This is a genomic window from Johannesbaptistia floridana (assembly GCF_057440575.1).
In genome coordinates, this window is record NZ_JALKVM010000121.1 from 1 (window position 1) to 2,885 (window position 2,885).

At 39.7% G+C, this 2,885-nt stretch carries 1 protein-coding gene; it reads left to right on the plus strand.

Annotated elements, in window-relative coordinates; all coding sequences use genetic code 11:
* On the plus strand, positions 1 to 2,277 hold a 2,277-nt coding region (locus MW688_RS08775), incomplete at its 5' end, for a CHAT domain-containing protein (protein WP_486735586.1).
* Positions 2,278 to 2,885 lie beyond the last annotated feature (608 nt).

A 2,885-nucleotide genomic window follows, 5' to 3' on the forward strand; every position in this document is an offset into this window, starting at 1 on the left:
TATCAAAACGCCCTATTAGAAAGGAAACGGGAGCTTGTACCCTTAGATTGGGCAATGACCCAAAATAATCTGGGAAATGCTTACAGAAACAGAATCAAAGGAGACCGGGGTGAGAATCTAGAATCTGCGATTAAATCCTATCAAAACGCCCTATTAGAATTCAAACGGGAGCTTGTACCCTTAGATTGGGCTACCACCCAAAATAATCTGGGACTTGCTTACCTAGAAAGAATCAAAGGAGACCGGGGTGAGAATCTAGAAACAGCAATCAATGCCTATAACTTAGCCTTAGAAATCAGAAAACCAGAAATAGTACCAGAAGACTGTTTACAAACAGTCAGAAACCTAGGAAACCTAGCAATACAGCAAAAAAACTGGCAACTAGCCATAGACACCTACCAAAAAGGAATTGAAGCCGTTACCCAAGTAAGAGAATGGGTAATCACAGCACAACAACAGCAACAAGCCATAGAAAGAGCCCTTGATATCTATGAAAACATGGTGAATGTCTGTATCCAAGCCAATAGATTAGACTTAGCCATCAGCACCATCGAAAGTAGCAAATCCCGTTACCTCATAGAAGCCCTTACCAAAGCTGAGATTATGCCTGTAGGAGCCACAGATGAGCAAAAAAAACAACTAAGAAACTTACAAAACCGCTTAGTAGTCTTAAAAATGACTATGACTCCTAGTGCCACCTCCCCAGATATTCCTGACAATCAATCCGGCAGAAGCACCACCAAAACAATAAATCCTGTCAACTCAGAAGCCAACAGACAACAACAAATTCAACAAATAAAAATAGAAATTCAGCAACTCTTAGATGAAATTGGCGATACAGACTACCTAAATAAAACCACAGTAAAAACTATTACCCTCCAAGAAATTCAAGCCCTCATCAATCCCCAAGTAGCGATAATCGAATGGTTTATTACCAGTGATGGCTTCTACACCCTAGTTATCACCCATAACCAGATAGAAGCCATCTACGCCGACACCTCTACCAGAGAAAAACTAATAACCTCTGTAAACAACTATTTAGAAAACCATAACACCTCAACCCTAGCAGCAATATCAGAATCTCTCAATCTCAAGCAACTTCTTAGCCTAATTCCTCAACAATGCCAACAATTAATCCTAGTGCCCCATCTATTTTTACATATCTTACCCCTCCACGCTCTACCTTTAGCCAAGGGAGTAGGGGAGCAAGAGAGTAGGGAGCAGGGAGCAGGGAGCAGGGAGCAAGGAGTAGGGAGCAGGGAGCAGGGAGCAGGGAGCAGGGAGCAGGGAGTAGGGAGCAGGGAAGAAAGTTTTAAAGCTACAAATCATCAAAATCATCCCCTAAATATACAATCGCCTCGCCAAGTAGTTTATGACTTTGGCGATGATACCTGCTGGCAAGACTACTTCTCTCAGGGAATCACCTACGCCCCTAGTTGTCAACTTCTCCAACGTTTACGGCAAAAAAATACATCTCGCCAGAATCAAAATCAAACTTTCTTTGCCCTGCAAAATCCCACAGAAGATTTAAATTTTGCTGATTTAGAGGTAAATCTGATTAAAAGAGATTTCACCTCCCCACAGGTATTAGTGCGCAAAGAAGCCAACAAACCCAAACTTACCCTACCAGAAACATTAGCTTATCTAAATCAGAGTAACTATATTCATTTTGCCTGTCACGGAGGCTTTAACTCTACTTCACCTCTAGATTCTGCCCTCGCCTTAGCGGCTAGTGTAATAACTACCAGGGAGAGTGATTCTACAACCACAGATAAAACACCCCGCACTCTCAATCTGAGAAATGGTAGAAAAGCTAACATAGACAAATGTCTTACCCTCAAAGAAATTATGAGTATCATCAAACTAGAAGCAGGGAAACTAATCATTCTCTCTGCCTGTGAGACTAGTGTTTCCCAAATCACTAATCTAGTAGATGAATATATCAGTATCAGTGTCGGTTTTATCTATGCAGGCGCTAGTAATGTTATTGGTAGTCTGCGACGAGTAGATGATTTAGCCACGGCAATCATGATGATTCGCTTTTATTATCAATACCTATCTACCCCATCTACCACTATCAATCAAGCCTGGTTAGCAACGTCAAATTGGCTGAGAAAAGCAACACAAGAAGATATAATCAACTGGTTAGGTAAAATAAAAGTGGAAGCAAAAGATTTAAACAGTATCCAAAGAGAGTTAGATCAACTTTATGATGATATACCTTTTGCTAAATCGGAATACTGGGGAAGCTTTACTGTTGTGATTCAAGAATATTAATTTTTTCTAATAATTTCATTATCTGTAGTTACTATCTAGTATATAAAGTAAATTTATTAAATTACCTTTTTCTCTTAACTTAATTTGGTGCGTTACTTCACACCCTTATCTGTAGGGTGCGTTAACGAAGTGTAACGCACCGTTAGTATCTAGTATCTCAAGCAAATTTATTAAATTACCTTTTTCTCATAACTTAATTTGGTGCGTTACGCGCTTTAGGCGCTAACGCACCCTACAGTTACTGTAGGGTGCGTTAACGAAGTGTAACGCACCGTTACTATCCAGCATCTCAAGCAAATTTTTTAAATTACCTTTTTCTCATAACTTAATTTGGTGCGTTACTTCACACCCTTATCTGTAGGGTGCGTTAACGAAGTGTAACGCACCGTTAGTATCTAGTATCTCAAGCAAATTTATTAAATTACCTTTTTCTCATAACTTAATTTGGTGCGTTACTTCACACCCTTATCTGTAGGGTGCGTTAACGAAGTGTAACGCACCGTTAGTATCTAGTATCTAAAGTAAATTTATTAAATTACCTTTTTCTCCTAACTTAATTTGGTGCGTTACGCGCTTTAGGCGCTAACGCACCCTACAGTTACTGTAGT